The 18,501-nt window shown below is 66.6% G+C and carries 15 protein-coding genes and 1 pseudogene; 9 read left to right on the top strand and 7 right to left on the bottom strand.

The window, feature by feature from the left end:
* A pseudogene (locus tag ACPGXI_RS03420) lies at positions 1–472 on the top strand (hypothetical protein); the annotation flags it as partial.
* Here ACPGXI_RS03420 and treZ read toward each other — a convergent pair.
* Genes treZ through sucT form a run of 4 tightly spaced genes read right to left on the bottom strand, consistent with a single transcriptional unit; the run spans position 420 to position 8,933 of the window.
* Positions 420–2,237: a malto-oligosyltrehalose trehalohydrolase gene (gene treZ, locus ACPGXI_RS03425; RefSeq protein WP_526649821.1), complete on the bottom strand. Its 1,818-nt coding sequence runs from the start codon at positions 2,235–2,237 to the stop codon at positions 420–422. The pseudogene ACPGXI_RS03420 and the gene treZ sit on opposite strands and share 53 nt — an antisense overlap.
* Complete coding sequence (gene treY / locus ACPGXI_RS03430; RefSeq protein WP_526649823.1) at positions 2,230–4,581, bottom strand: malto-oligosyltrehalose synthase; 2,352 nt, start codon at positions 4,579–4,581, stop codon at positions 2,230–2,232. The genes treZ and treY overlap by 8 nt, the downstream gene beginning before the upstream one ends.
* A gap of 3 nt (positions 4,582–4,584) precedes the next feature.
* Positions 4,585–6,735 (bottom strand): glycogen debranching protein GlgX, encoded by a 2,151-nt coding sequence (gene glgX / locus ACPGXI_RS03435; RefSeq protein ID WP_526649825.1) that lies wholly within the window; start codon positions 6,733–6,735, stop codon positions 4,585–4,587.
* 5 nt (positions 6,736–6,740) lie between these two features.
* On the bottom strand, positions 6,741–8,933 hold the full coding sequence (sucT, locus tag ACPGXI_RS03440) for an acetyltransferase SucT (RefSeq protein WP_526649827.1): 2,193 nt from the start codon (positions 8,931–8,933) through the stop codon (positions 6,741–6,743).
* A gap of 23 nt (positions 8,934–8,956) precedes the next feature.
* On the opposite strand from sucT, the gene bioA reads away from it, so the two are divergent.
* The 4 genes from bioA to ACPGXI_RS03460 are packed head-to-tail and all read left to right on the top strand — an operon-like array spanning position 8,957 to position 12,667.
* On the top strand, positions 8,957–10,258 hold the full coding sequence (gene bioA, locus ACPGXI_RS03445) for an adenosylmethionine--8-amino-7-oxononanoate transaminase (RefSeq protein ID WP_526649829.1): 1,302 nt from the start codon (positions 8,957–8,959) through the stop codon (positions 10,256–10,258).
* Between the two features lie 41 nt (positions 10,259–10,299).
* A complete protein-coding gene (gene bioF / locus ACPGXI_RS03450; RefSeq protein WP_526649985.1) occupies positions 10,300–11,475 on the top strand; it encodes an 8-amino-7-oxononanoate synthase in 1,176 nt (391 codons plus the stop codon).
* Positions 11,472–12,152 carry a dethiobiotin synthase gene (gene bioD, locus ACPGXI_RS03455; RefSeq protein ID WP_526649831.1) on the top strand — a complete coding sequence of 227 codons (681 nt, stop codon included), beginning with the start codon at positions 11,472–11,474 and terminating at the stop codon, positions 12,150–12,152. The genes bioF and bioD overlap by 4 nt, the downstream gene beginning before the upstream one ends.
* Positions 12,152–12,667 carry a 2'-5' RNA ligase family protein gene (locus tag ACPGXI_RS03460; RefSeq protein ID WP_526649833.1) on the top strand — a complete coding sequence of 172 codons (516 nt, stop codon included), beginning with the start codon at positions 12,152–12,154 and terminating at the stop codon, positions 12,665–12,667. The genes bioD and ACPGXI_RS03460 overlap by 1 nt, the downstream gene beginning before the upstream one ends.
* Positions 12,668–12,700: 33 nt before the next feature.
* Here the strand turns inward: ACPGXI_RS03460 and ACPGXI_RS03465 are convergent, their stop codons facing one another.
* Positions 12,701–13,282, bottom strand: a complete 582-nt coding sequence (locus ACPGXI_RS03465; RefSeq protein WP_526649835.1) for a TetR/AcrR family transcriptional regulator — start codon at positions 13,280–13,282, stop codon at positions 12,701–12,703.
* Positions 13,283–13,351: 69 nt separating this feature from the next.
* Between ACPGXI_RS03465 and bioB the strand changes: the two genes are divergently transcribed.
* From bioB to ACPGXI_RS03480, 3 genes are read left to right on the top strand one after another with little or no spacing between them, the layout of a single operon-like run.
* Positions 13,352–14,347 carry a biotin synthase BioB gene (gene bioB, locus ACPGXI_RS03470; RefSeq protein WP_526649837.1) on the top strand — a complete coding sequence of 332 codons (996 nt, stop codon included), beginning with the start codon at positions 13,352–13,354 and terminating at the stop codon, positions 14,345–14,347.
* A 10-nt stretch (positions 14,348–14,357) separates the two neighbouring features.
* A complete protein-coding gene (gene bsaP / locus ACPGXI_RS03475; RefSeq protein WP_526649839.1) occupies positions 14,358–14,642 on the top strand; it encodes a biotin synthase auxiliary protein BsaP in 285 nt (94 codons plus the stop codon).
* Complete coding sequence (locus ACPGXI_RS03480) at positions 14,639–15,304, top strand: DUF2567 domain-containing protein (RefSeq protein ID WP_526649841.1); 666 nt, start codon at positions 14,639–14,641, stop codon at positions 15,302–15,304. Before bsaP ends, ACPGXI_RS03480 begins: the two co-directional genes overlap by 4 nt.
* Here ACPGXI_RS03480 and ACPGXI_RS03485 read toward each other — a convergent pair.
* Together ACPGXI_RS03485 and ACPGXI_RS03490 are read right to left on the bottom strand one after the other, a co-directional pair.
* Complete coding sequence (locus tag ACPGXI_RS03485) at positions 15,240–16,592, bottom strand: lipase family protein (protein ID WP_526649843.1); 1,353 nt, start codon at positions 16,590–16,592, stop codon at positions 15,240–15,242. The two genes, ACPGXI_RS03480 and ACPGXI_RS03485, sit on opposite strands and share 65 nt — an antisense overlap.
* A 42-nt stretch (positions 16,593–16,634) precedes the next feature.
* Positions 16,635–17,339 (bottom strand): NrtR DNA-binding winged helix domain-containing protein, encoded by a 705-nt coding sequence (locus ACPGXI_RS03490; RefSeq protein ID WP_526649845.1) that lies wholly within the window; start codon positions 17,337–17,339, stop codon positions 16,635–16,637.
* A gap of 97 nt (positions 17,340–17,436) precedes the next feature.
* Here ACPGXI_RS03490 and nadA point away from each other — a divergent pair, with 97 nt between their 5' ends.
* Positions 17,437–18,447, top strand: coding sequence for a quinolinate synthase NadA (gene nadA, locus ACPGXI_RS03495; protein ID WP_526649987.1), 1,011 nt, complete (start codon positions 17,437–17,439; stop codon positions 18,445–18,447).
* The last annotated feature ends 54 nt before the right edge of the window (positions 18,448–18,501 follow it).

The raw sequence follows: 18,501 nt of genomic DNA on the forward strand, positions 1-18,501 counted from the left end.
ACTCGGGCAGCGGCCGCTGCGACAGCGGGTGCTGGTCGCCGTGGCCGGTTTGGCCGGCCTGCTGGGTGTGACCCTGCTCGCCGGCTACCCCCGCTCCATGGTGGCCACCGTCGGCGCGGTGGAGTCGAACATCCTGCCCACCAACGCCGCCATTGCTGCTCTAGCGGTGTTCCAGCTGGGGCTGCTGATCACCGTGACCCCGGCCGCACAGCGGCTGCTGCGGTGGCAGGTGCTGTGGAAACCCGTAGTCGTGCTCAACGCGGTGGCGCTGACGGTGTTCCTCTGGCACATGACCGCATATCTGGCCGTGGTGTGGGCCTACGAGCGAACCGGCGCGACGCTGTTGGCCGAGCCGGACCAGGCCTGGTGGGCGCAGCGCTGGCTGTGGCTGCTGGCACCGTTGGTGGTGCTGGTGGCGCTCACCGCTGTGTTCGCCCGAGTCGAGGCCGCCGCCCGGCGTCCGCGGGGGTGAGTCCTGGATCCAGCGCCGCGGCACAACGCAGCACCACGACACCACGCAGCACAGCGACGCAATGCCCACTCAGCAGCGTCGAGTCACCGCCCACCGTGGGTTCACCCCAGGCCAGCAGCACCTCCCCGGTGACGGGGACGTCCACGGTGTCGGTACCGAGGTTGCAGGCGATCGCGAGGTTGCCGCGATGCATGACCAGCCATCTCTGAGTTTCGTCGAAGTCGATCCGCAGGTGATCCAGCCATGGATCGCCGAAGTCGATTTCGCCGCGGCGCAGGGCGATCAGGCGCCGGTAGAAGCCATGCAACCGGCGGTGGTCTCCGTCGTCGACCTCGTCCCAGTTCAGCTTCGAGCGCTCGAAGGTGGCGGGATCCTGTGGGTCTGGGATCTCGTCGGTGTCCCATCCGTGCTCGGCGAACTCGCGCTTGCGGCCCTCGGACGTGGCCCGGGCCAGTTCCGGTTCCGGATGGGAACTGAAGAACTGGAACGGAGATGATGCTCCCCATTCCTCACCCATGAAAAGCATTGCTGTATAGGGTGATCCCAACACGAGCGCGGCTTTGATCGCAAGCTGGCCGGTGGTCAGGTTTTGCGAGGGACGATCGCCGATCGCCCGGTTTCCCACCTGATCATGGGTCAGCGTGTAGGCCAGCAGGCTGGTCGCCGGGATCTTGGCGGTGTCCAAAGGGCGACCGTGGCGGCGTTGCCGGAACGACGAATAGGTACCCGCGTGGAAGTACCCGTGCCGCAAGGTCTGCGCCAGTGTCTCGAGAGTGCCGAAATCGCAGTAATAACCCTGGCGTTCTCCGGACACCGCGGCGTGGATGGCGTGGTGGATGTCGTCGTCCCACTGTGCGGTCATACCGAGGCCCCCGCGGTCTCGTGGAGTGATGAGCGCAGGATCGTTGAGGTCGCTTTCCGCGATGAGGGACAGTGGCCGCCCGAGTTCGGCTGCCAGAGAGTCAGTTTCGGCGGCCAGCTCCTCGAGAATGTGGTGGGCGGTGGTATCGACCAGCGCGTGGACGGCGTCCAGGCGGAGGCCGTCCACGTGGAAGTCGCGCATCCAGCCAAGCGCACAGTCCAGAATGTAGCGCCGCACCTGGTCGGCCCCGGCATCGGCGATGTTGATCGACTCGCCCCACGGGTTGCTTCCGGCTGACAGATATGGCCCGAACTTGGGCAGATAGTTGCCTGAGGGTCCGAGATGGTTGAACACCGTGTCGATGAGTACGCCGAGACCGCGGGCGTGGCAGGCATCGACGAGGCGGACAAGTCCGTCCGGACCACCGTATGGTTCGTGCGCCGCATACCAGAGCACGCCGTCATAGCCCCACCCGCGGGGGCCACTGAACGCGTTTACCGGCATCAACTCGACAAAATCGATGCCGAGGTCGGCCAGATAGTCCAGCTTTGCGATTGCGGAGTCGAATGTCCCTCCGCCGGTGAATGTCCCGACGTGAAGCTCGTAGATCACAGTGCCCGCAACCGACCGGCCTTGCCAATCCACGTCGCTCCAGGCGCCGGTTCCCGGACGCCACAGCTGGGAGCGCTCGTGCACTCCTTCGGGTTGACGCACCGAGCGGGGGTCGGGCAACACTGTGGGGTCGTCGTCGAGTACGAACCCGTATCGCGCGTCCGGTGCGGCCTCGACGGTCGCGCGCCACCAGGCGTCATCGCTACGGGTCATCGAGTGCAGCACACCGTCGAGGTCCAGACGGACAAGGGCGGGTCGTGGCGCCCAGACTGCGAATTCGTGCTCAGGCATCGGCACGGGCCAGCAAGGCGACGGGCATTTCAGCGAACAGCTCGCCGGCGGGAACCTGGCCGCTGAAGGTGGCCTCGGTGAGCACGTCAGTCCAGGCCCCGGCCGGCAACGTGAGAGTGGTGTCACCCCAACCGTGGTCAGCCAACCCAACGGTCCACCGGCTGACAGCGACCAGCACATCGTCGCCGCGCAGGAAAGCAACGATATGCTCGGCGGCGGTGCCGTCGGCCGGCACGGCCTGATATCCGCCGGCCAGGAACGTGTCGGGCCGCTGGCGTCGCAGCCGCAGCGCGGCGTGCACCACCCGCAGTTTGGGGTGTGCCGCTGGATTCGAGACAGCAGCCAGCTGAGCTCGCCGCACCGTGTAGTCGACCGGACGTCGATTGTCCGGATCGACCAGGCTGTCCTCCCAGAGCTCGGTGCCCTGATAGACGTCGGGAATTCCGGGGGCGGTCAGCGCGATGAGCTTCTGGCCCAGTGCGTCGGCCTTGGCATGTTGGTCCAGTCTGGCTGCGGCCTCGGTCAACTCGACCGCGACCGGGCCGTCCAGTACCGAGTCCAGCCAGTTGTGCACCGCCGCCTCGAACTCCGGTGCGGGATCGTTCCACGTGGTGTGCACAGCGGCCTCGCGGATCGCCTTTTCGGTGTAGCCGTGCAGGCGGCCGCGCAGTTCGGTGCTCACCGTGCCGTCGGCGGGCCACACGCCGAAGATGTTCTGCCACAGAAACAGTCCGGTGAGCGGATCCGGCGACGGGGAGGTGATCTCCCAACGTTGCACGAGTTCGACCCACAGGGACGGGACCTGCGAGAGTACTCCGATGCGCGCGCGGACGTCCTCGCCCCGCTTGGTGTCGTGGGTGGTCAACGTGGTCATGGTGCGCGGCCAAAGAAACGCTCGGTCGGAAGCCCGCTGGTGGAATTCGGCGGCAGTGACCCCGAACTGGCCGGGCTCACCTCCGACCTCGTTGAGTGACACCAGACGCGCGTCCCGGTAGAAAAGGCAGTCCTCCATCGCCTTGGCGGTGGCGGCACCGCACAGCTGGTGCAGCCGTGCGCCCACCTCGGCATCCGTGCTCAGCGCTGCCGTGAGAATTGCGAGCGGATCGGCCAGTGCGGTGTCCTCGGCTGCGGTTTCGGAGATAGCGACGGGCAGAACGGATGTCAGCGTCAGGTAGTCCGAACGGTAGACGCCGATATGGCTCACCAGGGCGGCGACCGCGCGCGGCAGACGCTCATGGTCGCGACCGGTAGCTGCGGCCACCGCCCGGCACAGCCGCCGCAACTCACTGGCCAGCGTCTCGGTGACGGCCTGTACTTTGAGTTCACGCGCCGTCGCGGGCTGCGCCGAGTAATTCAGCCCGGCCGATTCGACAAGCCCGGTGAGTGCGTTGACACCGGCGGGGTCGACGAAGAGTCCACCGATCTCGCGCAGTGCGTCGTATCCGGTGGTACCGGCCACCGGGAGACTGGGGTCCAGCGGCTCATCGACGGCGAGAATCTTCTCGATGACGATCCACGCGTCCGGTCCGGCGAGTTCCCGCAACCAGGCCAGATAACCGGTGGGAGAGAATAACCCATCCGGGTGGTCGATGCGGATCCCGTCGACCAGGCGCTCTGCGAACCATCGACCCACTTCGGTGTGAGCGGCGTCGAACACGGCGCGGTCCTCCTGGCGCAGGCCGGCCAGCGAGGTGATCGAGAAGAACCGCCGATAGCCGCAGGTTCCGTTGCGCCAACCGGTCAGCTTGTAGTGCTGCCGACGGTGGACTTCGCTGCCGGAGAGTCCCGGTTCACCGCCGGTATCCGGATCGACCGGAAACTCGAGGTCGCCGAGTCGGAGGACCTTCTCCTCGCCTGCGCCGCGGGCTCCCTGGCCGCCTCTGGTGTGGACGACGAGGTCGGTCACATCATCGTCAGAACCCAGAACGGGCACTACGATTCGGCCGTCTGGGTCGGCGTTCCAGTCGATATCGAAGTAGGAAGCGTAGGCCGAGTGCCTGCCGTGGGTCAGCACGTCCCACCACCACCGGTTCTGCCGAGGCACGTCGACCCCGACATGGTTGGGCACGATGTCGACGATGAGGCCGATATTCCGATCTCGCGCCGCCTCGGCGAGGCGCCGGAAGCCGTCGGGTCCGCCGAGTTCGGCGGACACCGTGGTGGGGTCGGTCACGTCGTAGCCGTGGCTGGAGCCCTCGCCGGCAGTGAGGATGGGGGACAGGTACAGGTGTGAGACACCGAGTTCGGCGAAGTAGTCGATCAGTTTCTCGGCATCGGCGAACGTGAACGCCGCGCCACTGGCAGGCCCCCGCAGTTGTAGCCGGTACGTCGACAGCACGCGCATGGGTCAGGCGTTCTTACACAACACGAGGACCGACCGCGGCTGCAGCGAGATCTTCTCGCCGGCAGCCACGACCAAGTCGGTGCTACCTGTCGGGTCGGCGGTGTCCAGTTCGGCAGTCCACCGCTGTGCGTACTCGCCCGCCGGCGCCACGAAGTCCTGTATCTCGTCTCGGGCGTTGAAGCACAACAGAAAGGAGTCGTCGATCACCCGTTCGCCGCGCTGGTCGGGGGCAGAGATGGCCTGGCCGTTGAGGAAAACTGCGACACACTGCCCGAGTTCGGCTTCCCAGTCCTGGTCGTCCATCTCGCTGCCCGACGTTGTCAACCAAGCGATGTCGCGGATCTGGTCACCGCTGCGAATCGGCTTGCCCTCGAAGAATCGCCTGCGCTGGAAGACCGGATGCCGGGTGCGAAACTTCGCCATTTTTCGGGTGAAATCCAGCAATTCGCCATTGGTCTGGGCCAGTGACCAGTCCATCCAGGACAGCTCGTTGTCCTGACAATAGACATTGTTGTTGCCGCGCTGGGTGCGGCCGAACTCGTCGCCGTGCGAAATCATCGGAGTGCCCTGCGACAACATCAGGGTGGCAATCACGTTGCGCATCTGCTTGCTGCGCAGCGATATGATCTGCGGGTCGTCGCTCGGCCCCTCCGCGCCGCAGTTCCACGACCGGTTGTGGCTCTCGCCGTCGCGATTATCCTCGCCGTTGGCCTCGTTGTGCTTCTCGTTGTAGCTGAATAGGTCGTTGAGTGGAAAGCCGTCGTGGCACGTGACGAAGTTGATGCTGGCGCTGGGCCGACGTCCCGTCGCCTCGTACAGGTCTGAGGACCCGGTGAGCCGGGACGCGAACTCGCTCAGCGTCGCGGGTTCTCCGCGCCAGTAGTCACGCACGGTGTCGCGATATTTGCCGTTCCACTCCGTCCACAAACCGGGAAAGTTACCGACCTGGTAGCCGCCCTCGCCGATGTCCCACGGTTCTGCGATCAGCTTCACCTGGCTGATGACCGGGTCCTGCTGGACCAGGTCGAAGAACGCGGATAACCGGTCCACGTCGTAGAATTCGCGCGCCAACGTGGCCGCCAGATCAAACCGGAACCCGTCGACGTGCATCTCGAGCACCCAGTAGCGCAGCGAATCCATGATCAGCTGCAGCGTGTGTGGGTGGCGGGCGTTGAGGCTGTTTCCGGTGCCCGTGAAGTCCTTGTAGTACCGGTTGTCGCCGTCGAGCAGTCGGTAATAGGCGGCGTTGTCGATGCCGCGGAAATTGATCGTCGGGCCGAGATGGTTGCCCTCGGCGGTGTGGTTGTAGACCACATCGAGGATCACCTCGATGCCGGCTTCATGAAAAGCGCGCACCATGGTCTTGAACTCGGCGACGGCGCCGCCGGCATTCTTGGTCGCCGCGTAGTCCTGATGCGGTGCGAAGAAGCCGAATGTGTTGTAGCCCCAGTAATTCCGCAGATCCAGCTGCAGGAGCCGGTGGTCGTGAAGGAATTGATGTACCGGCATCAACTCAACCGCGGTGACGTTCAGTGAGGTGAGATGCTCGATGATCGCGGGGTGCGCGAGGCCCGCGTAGGTGCCGCGCAACTCCTCGGGTATGTCGGGGTGCGTCTGTGTCATGCCCTTGACGTGGGCCTCGTAGATGACCGTCTCGTGATACGGCGTGCGGGGGGCGCGATCTGAACCCCATTGAAAGAACGGGTTGATCACTACGCTGGTCATGGTTCGGCCGAGCGAGTCGATCTGTGGCGGCTCGCCGCCGCTGACCAGATCCTCGGCCTCCAGATCGTAGGAGTACAGGGCCTGGGAGAAGTCGAACGCGCCGTGAAACGACTTCCCGTACGGGTCGAGCAGCAGTTTGCTCGGATCGCAACGGTGCCCCGACGACGGACTCCAGGGGCCGTGTACCCGGAAGCCGTACCGTTGGCCGGGGGTCACCGTAGGTAGGTAGCAGTGCCAGACATAGCCGTCGACTTCCTCGAGTTCGACGCGATGCTCGCCACCATCTTTGCCGATCAGGCACAGTTCGACCCGGTCGGCCACCTCGGAGAACAGCGAAAAGTTGGTGCCGGCACCGTCGTAGGTGGCGCCGAGGGGGTATGCGGTCCCCGGCCAGACGGTGGGTACCGGCGCCGGCCCGGGGGATGGCATCAGCGTTACCACCAGCCCGTGATGGCGGCGATCTGACGGCCCAGTTCATCGGTCATCGTGCGCATGTAGGTGCGTGAGATGTGGTGAGAGTCGTGATATATCAACACGTTTCCCTCCACGACCCGGCAGTGATCGGCCCGACACACAGCATCGCTCATGTCGAGCGGATTGAGTAGCGGGAACTTCGCTACGTAGTCCAGTGTCGGGTTGCGATCCGACAGCACCTTGGATCTTTCGACCCCGCAGGATTCGGCGTCATCGCCTCCGGCCAGGCAGTCGGTGGGGAAGTGGGGCTTCCCGTCGCGCACCAGCCACGGCGTGTCCCGCATCGCCAAGACCGGAATATCGTTGTCGGACAATTCCTGCCAGATGCCGAGGTAGCCGGCGGGCATCACATCCCCGGGTTTGATGTTCCACGGGCGGGTAGAGGTGGTGAAGACATAGTCGGGGCGGTCGGCGATGAGTCTGGGCATGACCCGCTTGTTCCATTCCCGGCACTCGGAATACTTGCTGTTGTTACCCATCACCCGCGGCGCCTTCACCGTTGTCAGCGGGCAGCCCATCTTCAGGTAGGTCACGACTTTGAAGTCATGCTGCCGGCCCAGTGTGTCCAGCGCAGTGATCCAGTGCTCGGCGTGCGAACCGCCGGCCAGCGCGATGGTGCGGGTGGCCGATGGGTCGCCGTAGGTGCAGTTGATCACGTTGACGGTTCTGAAATCGCTGATGCAGCGATCGAGGGTGGATTGCGGGACGTCCTTCTTGGCCTCGTGCACTGTTGGGCGCATCGGCAGCTTGGGCACCCTGGCGTCGCTCAACAGTGCCCGCGCGCCCGGATAGTCGGTCGTCGATAGTCCGGAGAGCTCTTTGCCGTTCGCGCGTAGTACCGTCACGTGCTCGCGCCAGGTGAACGACGTCGCGGTCAGCGCCACCCCGAGCAGTGCGACGGTCGATCCCAGCACGATCGTCGGCCGGCGCAACCGGCTGCGCAGTGTGGCCGCAGAGCCACCAAGGACATTGGTGACAGCTGCCCCCGGCGAGTGGCGAGCCCGCAGTGGCTCTTCGACGTACCGGGTCGTCAGCCAGGCCAGCAGACCTGAAACCAGCAGCACGGCTGCGCCCTCGATGAAGTTGACGTTTCGGTTGCCGGTGTAGGCGAGGTAGAAGATCAGTAGGGGCCAGTGCCACAGGTACAGCGAATACGCCATGGCCCCCAGCGCCAGGAACGGGGCGGATGCCAGTAACCGGTTTGGTGCGGGCATCTGGCCCCGGGTGTGGGGATCGGCGTACCGGTTGGCGGCCGACAGAATGAACAGCAGTGTGGCACCCACCGGGACCAACGCCCACGGGCCGGGAAACTCGTTCACCCCGTCGATCAGCGCGCCGCAGGACAGGATCGCGGCCAACGCGACCACGGCCAGAACGGTGCGCAACCACATCGGCAAGCGCAGGGAGGGGACGAGCGCACCCACCAATGCGCCCAGCAGCAGTTCCCATGCCCGCGCGAAGCTGTTGTAGTAGGCGGTGGCCTGGTCGGCGTTGTGCGCGATGATCGCGTACACGAACGAGGCAATCGTCAGTGCGCTCAGCAGCACCACGAATGCCACCCGCATGTGCCTTCCGAGCAATCGCCGGAAGAGGAACGCGAACAACAGGATCAAGATCAGGAAGGCAATGTAGAACTGGCCCTGAACTGACATCGACCAGATGTGCTGCAGCGGACTGACCCCCTCCCCGGCCCGCAGGTAGTCCGACGCGGTGCCGGCGAGTTCCCAGTTCTGGTAGTACCCCAGGCTTGCCAGACTTTGGTCGGCGAAGACCTCCCAGCGGGTCTCGGGTTGGATCAGGATCGTCAGTACCGCCGAGGCGGCCAGCACGACCACCAGGGCAGGCAGCAACCGGCGGATCAGTCGGGTGACCTCGGGTCGCGGCCGCAGCGCGGCTCCGGGCGTCAGTGCGCCGCGCAGCAGGCGTCCGCCGAAAAAGAAGCCGGACAGCACCAGGAAGACGTCGACGCCGCCGGACACTCGGCCGAACCAGACGTGGAACACCGCCACCAGGGCGATCGCGATACCCCGGAGTCCGTCCAGGTCATGGCGGTAGAACCCCGACGAGCGCGTGCTGACGCGAGGCGTCACAGCACGCGGAGGTGGGCCCGGATCGGGGCGGTAAGCCGGCCGGGCAGGGGCAAGGGTCATCATGGTCGACGGCTAATCTACCGAAGGTGCCTGCATTGACGCCCGCCGAGATCAGCGCTGTGGACGCCGCTCACATCTGGCATCCGTACAGCCCCATCGGGGTCGACGCGTTTGCCCCGGTCGTGGCGGTGGGTGCGCGCGGCGCCTGGCTGACCCTCATTCACCAGGGCCGCAGGGTCGAGGCACTGGACGCGATGTCCTCCTGGTGGACCGCGGTCCACGGGCACGCCCACCCGGTCCTGGACGCCGCGATCACCGGGCAACTGGCAACGATGAACCACGTCATGTTCGGCGGGCTCACCCACGAGCCGGCAGCCCGGCTGGCAAAGCTCCTGGTCGAGGTGACACCTGAGGGCCTGGAGACGGTGTTCTTCAGCGACTCCGGATCGGTGTCGGTCGAGGTCGCGGTCAAGATGGCGCTGCAGTACTGGCGCAGCACCGGCCGCGGCGGCAAGCGCCGGTTGATGACGTGGCAGGGCGGCTATCACGGCGACACGTTCACCCCGATGAGCGTGTGCGATCCGCAGGGAGGCATGCACGAGTTATGGGCAGGTCAGAACTCCCTGCTGGCCGATCAGGTGTTCGCTCCGCCGGTGCCGTCGGCCTACGACCCCGGTTACAGCGCGTCCTTCAGGCGGCAGCTCGCCGAGCACGCCGAGGAGCTCGCGGCGGTGATCGTCGAGCCGGTGGTGCAGGGAGCAGGCGGTATGCGCTTCCACGATCCGCGCTATCTGGTCGATCTGCGAGAGGCGTGTGACGAGCACGGAGTGCTGCTGATCTTCGATGAGATCGCAACCGGGTTCGGTCGCACCGGTGCCATGTTCGCCGCCGACCATGCCGGCGTCTGTCCCGACATCATGTGTGTTGGTAAAGCACTGACCGGCGGGTACCTCACGCTGGCGGCGACGCTGTGCACGCGCGACATCGCGAGCACCATCAGCAACAACGCTCCGGGTGCGCTCATGCACGGTCCCACGTTCATGGCCAACCCGCTGGCCTGCGCAGTGAGCGTGGCATCGGTGGAGTTACTGGCTTCCGGAGACTGGCGCTCGCAGGTGTGTGCGATCGAAGCCGGCTTGGCCGAAGGGCTGGCACCGGCCAGAAACCTGGCCAACGTCGTGGACGTCCGTGTCCTGGGTGCCATCGGGGTGATCGAACTGGACCGTCCGGTCGACCTGCGGATCGCCACACCTGCGGCCGTCGAGCGCGGGGTGTGGCTGCGTCCGTTCCGCAACCTGATCTACGCGATGCCGCCCTACATCTGCACCGGTGCCGAGGTGGAACAGATCACCTCGGCGATGGTGGGCGTGGCAGGTGCTCTAACCTGAACGGTGTTCAAGTGCGGGTCGGGCCGGAAGGAGCCTGCGTGATGCGCTCTGATCTTTCCCAACAGGTGGGCCTTCACCAGCATGTCGGTCCTGCGCCGTTGGCCTGGCTCGATGAGGTCAAGGCGCAGCGACGCACCGCCGGGTTGCGACGTACGTTGCGCGCCCGCCCTGCCGTCGGCGCCGAATTGGACCTGGCCTCCAATGACTATCTGGGGTTGTCGCAGCATCCGGCGGTCATCGACGGTGGCGTCGCCGCACTCCGCACCTGGGGAGCAGGTTCGACCGGTTCCCGGCTGGTCACCGGCAACACCGAGTTGCACGAAGCCTTCGAGGACGCGTTGGCCGAGTTCGTCGGGGCCGACTCGGCGCTGGTGTTCTCATCGGGGTATACCGCCAACCTGGGTGCGGTGGCGGCGCTGTCCGGGCCCGGTTCGCTGCTGGTCTCGGATGCGCGCAGCCATGCCTCCCTGGTCGATGCGAGTCGCTTGTCGCGGGCGCGGGTCGTGGTTACGCCCCATGCCGATGTGGCTGCCGTCGAGGAGGCGCTGGCCGCACGGGCCGAGGACCGTGCGGTCGTGGTGACGGACTCGGTGTTCTCGGCCGACGGGGAGATCGCGCCTTTGCGGGCGCTACACGACGTCTGCCGCGGGCACGGCGCGCTGCTCATCGTCGACGAGGCCCATGGGCTCGGGGTGCGCGGTGAGGGCGGCCGAGGGCTGCTGCACGAGATGGGCCTGGCCGGTGCGCCGGACGTGGTCATGACGACCACGCTGTCCAAGGCCCTGGGCAGTCAGGGCGGTGTCGTGCTGGGCCCCTCGGCGGTCCGCGACCACCTGATCGATGCGGCGCGACCGTTCATCTTCGACACCGCAGTGGCGCCCGCGGCCATCGGTGCCGCGCACGCTGCGCTGCACGTGCTTGCCGCTGAGCCGTGGCGGGCACAGCAGGTGCGCCACCATGCCGCGGCGCTGGCATCGATGTGTGGCCTCGCCGATGTCCCGGACTCGGCTGTGGTGTCGGTGATCCTCGGTGAGCCCGAGGTTGCCCTGGCCGCCGCCACCGCATGCTTGCAGCGGGGACTGCGGGTCGGGTGCTTCCGGCCGCCCACGGTGCCCGCCGGTACGTCACGGCTGCGGTTGACAGCACGCGCGTCGTTGACCGCCGAGGACATGGCGCTGGCGCGCGCCGTGCTCTGCGACGTGCTGTCGCCGAAGTGAGCGTTCTGTTCGTCACCGGAACCGGCACCGGTGTCGGTAAGACCATTGCCACCGCGGCCCTGGCCTGCAACGCGAGATTGGCCGGCGTCGAAGTCGCGGTATGCAAGCCGGTCCAGACCGGGATCCGGGATGGCGAGGACGACCTCGCTGAAGTGGCCCGGCTGGCCGGCATCGCCGACGTGCATTCGCTGGCAGCATTTCCCGAGTCCCTGGCCCCGCTGGCAGCCGCTCAGCGGGTGGGATCGGCGCTGCCGGGCAGGGCAGCGTTGGTCGACATGGTGGCTGGGGTGGATCGACCGGGCATGCTCACCCTTGTGGAGGGGGCCGGCGGGCTGCTGGTCGAGATCGGCGACGCCGGAGTGACACTGCGGGACCTCGCCGGAGACCTCGGCGCCCCGGTGCTGACCGTAGTCGCCCCGGGGTTGGGCACGCTCAACCACACCGCCTTGACGCTGGAGGCGCTGGCCACCAAGCGGGTCGGCAGCGCCGGTCTGGTGATCGGCGCATGGCCTGCCGAGCCAGGGGCGGCCGAGGTAGGAAATCGCGAGGCATTGGCGCTGCTGGGGCCGGTGCGCGCGGAGTTGCCCGCGGGTCTCGGCTCGTCGACCGCGCCGGAATTCGAGTTGATCGCCGCGCAAGCCTTCGACCGATCGTGGGTCGAGAGCCTGGTCGGCTGATGGTCGACTCCGTCGAGTTGCTGTTCGATACGGAAACAGAAGCCGCCCTACGACGCATCTGGGACGACCTTTCGGCCGAGGGGTTGCCCAGTCAGGCCAGCCACCGGTCGGCGAGCAATCGCCCGCACGTCACGCTCACCGCGGCCGGACGACTGGCCGAGGCCGCGACGGTCGCGTTGCGCCCGGCGTTGACACAGCTGCCGCTGGACTGCCTGATCGGGGCGCCGATGCTGTTCGGCGGCCGGATCCTGGTGCGCCTGGTGGTGCCGTCGGCGCAACTGCTTGCCCTGCAAGCCCAGGTGCACCGGATCTGCCTACCGCACATGCTGGACATTCCGCTGCCGCATGTTGAGCCCGGAAACTGGACGCCGCACGTCACCCTCGCGCGACGAATTGCGCCCGATCAACTGCCGACTGCCCTGGCGCTGCCCCGACTCGGCCGTGACATCCGTGGCCGCCTGACGGGCTTGCGGCACTGGGATGGCACCGCCAAGGTCGTGCACCCGATCAGCTGAGCCGGTCCGGCCCAAGTCCGTCCCAGGAGTTCGTCACAGGGTGGCGCGGCTGTGAGCGGCGATCCCGTCCACCAGCAGGCTGAGGCCGAAGGCGAACCGGGCGCTGGAGTTCTCGGCCCAGATGGTGTGTGTCACCGCGGCACCCGCAGCGTCCCATTGCATTCGCGACTGCTCGTCGGCGGTGAAGCCGAGCACGTAATAGATGACCGTGCGTGCGGCCAGTTCCGCGTGGCAGGAATCGACACCGGCATGGGCGGCCGCGGCACTCAACCGGGCGAGAACCTCGCCCATGGCCGCTGACTGGCCGGCGGCGAAGCTGGCTGACACGAGTTCGGCACCGTCGGTGTGTGACAGCAGGGCGTCGCGGAGTTGTCCGCAGCTGTCGACGATATGGGCGCGCCAGCCGCCGGGCTCCGGGGCGGGGATGCCGACGGGCTGCAGGATCTGGTCAGCGACCGCACCGAGGAGTTGTTGTTTGTCGGTGAAGTGCCAATACAGCGCGCCGGGAGAGACAGCGAGCTCGCGGGCCAGGCGCCGCATCGACAGATCGGCGATCCCGTACTCGTCCAGCAGAGCGGTGGCAGCCTCGACGACGTCCCGTTTGTGGAGCTGCACATCAGTACCCTAACCTGAACGGTGTTCAATTGTCGGCACCGCCGACGAGACATGCGAGGAGGCCGACGGGTGAGCGACATTCTGGCGGTGGCACGAGAGCAGGTGCTGGAACGGGGCGAGGGTCTCGATCAGGACCAGACCCTGCAGGTGTTGGAACTGCCAGACGACCGCCTCGATGACCTGCTGGCTCTGGCGCACGAGGTCCGGATGGCGTGGTGCGGTCCCGATGTCGAGGTCGAGGGAATCATCAGCCTGAAGACCGGCGGTTGCCCGGAGGATTGCCACTTCTGTTCTCAATCAGGGCTTTTCGCGTCGCCGGTGCGCAGCGCCTGGCTGGATATCCCGAGCCTGGTGGAAGCTGCCAAGCAGACCGCCAAGACGGGTGCGACCGAGTTCTGCATCGTCGCGGCGGTGCGGGGCCCAGACGAGCGCCTCCTTGCTCAAGTCGCGGCCGGTATCGAGGCGATCCGCAACGAGGTCGACATCCAGATCGCTTGCTCACTGGGCATGTTGAGCCCCGATCAGGTCGGGCAACTGGCGGCGATGGGGGTGCACCGCTACAACCACAACCTCGAGACCGCGCGGTCGTTCTTCACCAACGTCGTGACCACCCACTCGTGGGAAGAACGTTGGGGCACATTGCAGATGGTTCGCGAGGCCGGCATGGAGGTGTGCTGCGGCGGCATTCTCGGCATGGGCGAGACGCTCGAGCAGCGCGCCGAGTTCGCGGCCAATCTCGCCGAACTGGACCCCCACGAGGTGCCGCTGAACTTCCTGAACCCCCGGCCGGGAACGCCGTTCGGTGATCTCGAGGTGCTGCCGGCCGCCGAGGCGCTCAGGGCGGTGGCCGCGTTCCGGTTGGCGCTGCCGCGCACCATGTTGCGCTTTGCCGGCGGGCGGGAGATCACGCTGGGCGATCTGGGTGCCAAGAAGGGCATCCTGGGCGGCATCAACGCTGTCATCGTCGGCAACTACCTGACCACATTGGGCCGGCCCGCCGAAGCTGACCTCGAGTTGCTCGACGATCTGCAGATGCCGATCAAGGCGCTCAACGCCAGCCTGTAGGCAGGTGGTGATGATCACGGACAGCGCAGATATTTCCCACCAGCCAGACTTGCCGGCGCCGGTCGGTGCGGGTCGCTACAACATGTACACCGGCGCCATGCAGACCCGCGCCATGCACACCCGCGCCGCGGCGAACAGTACCGGTCCCAGCGCTGCCCGGCTCGGGCTGGAGCCGCCCCGATTCTGCGCCGATTGTGGCCGGCGGATGATCGTGCAGATCCGCCCCGATGGTTGGTGGGCGAAGTGTTCGAGGCACGGATTGGTGGACTCGACGGATCTGGAGAAACAGCGATGAGCGCACCAGACGCCTCGGGCGAAGGTCCCGGGGTTTCGCGGGCCCGGGCGGCACTGACCGTCGTTGCCGGCATGGTTGCAGCCGGTGTCGCGGTGGGAGCGCTGTGGGCGTGGCTGGCGCCGCCGATTCACGGTTTGGTCGCGCTGACGATTAGCGGCGACCGAATCACGGCGTACCTGGGCAGCGAGTCAGATCACTGGTTCACTTCGGCGTTTCTGATCATCGGCATGCTGGCGGTGCTGGCTGCGGTCGCGGCAGTTCTCCTGTGGCAGTGGCGCGCTCATCGTGGACCGGTGATGGTGGCGGCGCTTGCGGTCGGCGGCGCGGCGGCAGGGGCAGTGGCCGCCGGAGTGGGTGCCCTGACCGCGAACTGGCGCTACGGGACCATCGACGTGGCTGCAGCGCCGGTTTCGGCAGATAATCGGGTGCATTACATCGTGGAAGCGCCCGCCGTGTTCTTCGGCCACTCGCCGCTGCAGATCGCGGCGACGGTGTTGGTTCCCGCCGGTGTCGCGGCGCTGGTGTATCTGTTGGCCGCGGCGGCGACCGTACGTGACGACCTCGGAGCCTGGCCGCCGGTCGAATACCCCTTGCTGCCTACTGGTCGAATCGGGACAGTGGCTGACGTTCCACCCGTCGCCCCGTTACGACCCTGGCGGTGATGACAGCGAGGGTCAGCATGCCCCGGTAGGTCGATGGATTCAGCAGCGTCGGCCACTTGGTGCGTGCGATGTGCACACGCATCGGCTGACCGGCGAAGCGTTCCCTCAGCCAGCGCAGCGTCATCGGCGCCGACATCGGATGCAGGAGCATGTGCTCGCTGAACAGGTCGCGGTGGTACGTGACGCTGGCGCCGCCGCGGGTGTAGGTCTCGGTCAACTCATCGATGTCGTCGACCGAGACGATCCGGTCATGCACGGCCTGGACGATGAGCACCGGCACCTTGGGTGCCAAGGTCCCCAGCTTGATGCTGTCGAAGACGTGTTGGACTTCGGGCGTCAGCAGGATTTCCTCGAGCGGCCGGTCGATCAGGTCCGCCATGTCTTTTCCGGCCAGCCGCAGCAAGGCGTGCGCGGTGGTCATCCTCTCGACCCGCGCGAGCATCGCCTTGCCTTCGTCGGTGGCGTGCTCGGAGATGACCCGTTCCAGGTCGGGGTAGATATGGGTCAGCGCGGCGACCACCATCGCGGGCAGGCCCGAGTAGACGCTGCCGTTGAGTCGTTTGAAGGTATGGCCAAGGTCACCCACCGGGGAACCGAGAACCGCGCCCACGACGTTGAGTTCCGGCGCGTAGGTGCCCTGGACTTCGGCGGCCCACGCCGATGCCAGACCGCCGCCGGAGTAACCCCACAGGCCGATCGGTGACTCCGGTGGGAGGCCGAGCGCCTCATGGTTGATTGCGGCGCGCACGCCGTCGAGCACGTGGTAACCGGGTTCGTTGGGAGCACCCCACATGCCCGTGGTGCCTTCGTGATCAGGTACTGAGACGGCCCAGCCCTCGGCGAGCGCGGCCGCGATGAGCAGAAACTCGAACTGGGCAATCGAGCCGACGGCTTTGGCGCCACGCCGCAGCGCGTAGGACGGGAAGCACCGCCCCGCCACCGCGTCGATGGCGCACTGGTAGGAGACGATGGGTAGCGGTCCAGCGGTGGCGCGTTCGGTGGGGACCACCACCGTAGTAACCGCGACCTGTGGTTTTCCGTTGAGATCGGTGGTTCGGTACAACAGCTGAGTGGCGCTGAACTTCTGCGGAACCAGCCCCATGAACGCGAGTGCGACATCACGCGAGCGCAGCACGGTGCCGGGGCGGGCGTGTTCGAAACCGGGCGGAGGCCGGTGAAAGGAGTCATGGGCGGGAACGACCGGACGGGCTTTGGGATTGAGCGGTTGATGCGGAGACCGGCCGATCCACTCGGCTCTGGCCGGCCGCGCCGCGCTGCCCAAGTCCATCCCCGCATTGTTACTTAAGGATGCGCTAAGAATCCAGTCGGCTCACCCGGGCGGTCGCAAGGCGGCGAACTCGTCGGTGACGCGGTAGCGCGAGTCGGTGAACCGGTATAGGGCGGCGGGTCGGCCGCCGCTGCGGCCCGATCGCGCCGTCGTGCCGGTCCTGGTGATCACCCTGCGGCGTTCGAGCACCCGCTGCAAGTTGGTGGCGTCCACCGGGTGACCCAGCGCTGCGCGGTAGATGTTGCGCAGCGTGGACAGCGCGAATTCGTCTGGCGCCAAGGCGAACCCGATGTTGGTATAGGAGAGTTTGGCGACCAGGCGATTGTGAGCGTGTTCGACCATCGGGCCATGGTCGAACGCCATCGGGGGCAGCTCGCTGACCGGGTGCCAGTAGGTGTCCGCGGGCAGTTCCGGGGTGGCGGGGGAGGGCACCAGGCCCAAGAATGTCGAGGCGATGGTGCGATTTCCGGGCACCCGATTCGGATCAGAGAACACCGCGAGTTGCTCGAGGTGGGCAATTTCACGCAAGTCCACTTTCTCGGCGAGCTGTCGGTGGACCGAACTCGTCATGTCCTCGTCTTCGCCCAGCCGGCCGCCGGGTAGTGACCACATACCTCGCTCCGGGCTGAGTGCGCGCTGCCACAACAGCACGTGAAGTTCCGGTTTCCGGCCGACGCCGGAGCTCTGGCGCTGACGAACCTGGAGCACGGCCGCCAGCACCTCGTGGTCGGTGCTAATATGGGGCATGTTTTCGATTATAAGTCGAAAACTAGGTTCTGAAACCCGGATAGAGTGAATCGAGGCGGCGGTGACGATCATCGACCAGTTGTCCGCTAACCATCTGATGGACCGCATCGTCGATGGTCCGGGCGGGTTCTCCGGAGTCGACGGCGATGCCGAATGGGCCGCCGAGGTGCGCCGCCTCGTCGAGCTTCGCGGCGCGACGCTACTGGCGCACAATTACCAGCTACCCGAAGTCCAGGACATCGCCGACCACGTCGGCGACTCGCTCGCGCTGTCTCGAATCGCCGCTGAAGCGCCCGAGGACACCATCGTGTTCTGCGGCGTGCACTTCATGGCCGAGACGGCCAAGATCCTCTCGCCGGCCAAGACGGTGTTGATTCCCGACCAGCGGGCCGGGTGCTCGCTGGCTGATTCCATCACCGCCGAGGAGCTGCGCGCCTGGAAGTCTGAGCACCCCGAAGCGGTCGTCGTCTCCTATGTGAACACGACCGCGGCGGTGAAAGCCGAGACGGACATCTGCTGCACGTCCTCGAATGCCGTAGAGGTGGTGGCATCGATTCCCGAGGGCCGTGAGGTCCTGTTCTGCCCCGACCAGTTCCTGGGCGCTCATGTTCGCAGGGTGACCGGCCGGAAGAACCTGCACGTGTGGGCGGGCGAATGCCACGTCCACGCTGGGATCAACGGCGATGAGCTGGCCGAACAGGCTCGTGCACATCCCGCGGCAGAATTGTTCGTACATCCCGAATGCGGTTGCGCCACTTCGGCTCTCTACCTTGCCGGGGAGGGATCATTCCCGGCGGACCGGGTGAAGATCTTGTCCACCGGCGGAATGCTCGATGCCGCTCGCGAAACCGGCGCCCGTCAGGTCTTGGTGGCCACCGAGGTCGGCATGCTGCACCAACTGCGTCGCGCGGCCCCCGATGTCGATTTTCGGGCCGTCAACGAGCGGGCATCCTGCAAGTACATGAAGATGATCACCCCCGCGGCGCTGCTCCGTTGCCTGGTGGAGGGCGCCGACGAGGTCCACGTCGACTCGGATGTTGGCGCAGCCGCCCGCCGCAGCGTGCAGCGGATGATCGAGATCGGCCAGCCTGGCGGCGGCGGCGAATGACGGCCCCAGGGGGCAGGAGCGTCGAGGGGACCTCCCGCCCGCAGGCCAGGGGGA

This window comes from Mycobacterium sp. (assembly GCF_049608025.1).
In the GTDB taxonomy this organism is placed as follows: domain Bacteria; phylum Actinomycetota; class Actinomycetes; order Mycobacteriales; family Mycobacteriaceae; genus Mycobacterium.